The sequence below is a fragment of the Vibrio sp. 1562 genome, from assembly GCF_033340155.1.
In the GTDB taxonomy this organism is placed as follows: domain Bacteria; phylum Pseudomonadota; class Gammaproteobacteria; order Enterobacterales; family Vibrionaceae; genus Vibrio; species Vibrio alginolyticus.
The window spans coordinates 1-514 of sequence record NZ_JAWOVY010000788.1 but is presented as its reverse complement, the minus strand read 5'-3'; the positions used below and the strand labels follow the sequence as shown (position 1 = coordinate 514).

Sequence of the window (514 nt, the reverse complement as noted above, 5' to 3'; positions counted from 1 at the left end):
GCCGTCATAGGGGCATGGCTGGGACTGAGTAATCTGTGGGAAGCGTCTATCGGAATTATTCTCGCAGGGGGAATTGTTGGCATCTTTTATTTGATGCTTCACATTGCTTCAACGAGCGTTGCTCTAACTCATCAGGTCAAGGGCTACTGCATTGAAAAAGTTACACCAGGCTTTAGGTCTAATAAGCCACTAGTGATTCCTTTCGCGCCTGTAATCGTAATCGGATTAGCTTATTTCTCCTACACGCACTAATACTTATAAATAAAAAAACATACGACATCAGTTGACTAGGCAACTTCAAGAGGGGAAGTATGATGGGCTCTGCGTATTGGGAAAAACTAGTGCCACAAATCAATCCACCAAAGGTGCCTTCCGCAGTGGAAGGTCTTGGGATCCCAGCTTCAGTCGTTGAAAACCTAGTTCTGAAACATCTGGCTGCTTATCCCAAATGTGATTTAGTTGAACTGACTCAACGTTTGTGTGTGGTTTCAAACATCGTTGAGCTTGCACTCGC

General features: G+C 44.6%; 2 pseudogenes. Both read left to right on the top strand.

What is annotated here, in order from left to right:
- Positions 1–252: pseudogene (locus R7Z49_RS27670) on the top strand (prepilin peptidase); the annotation flags it as partial.
- A gap of 62 nt (positions 253–314) precedes the next feature.
- Positions 315–514 (top strand): annotated as a pseudogene (locus R7Z49_RS27665) (AAA family ATPase); the annotation flags it as partial.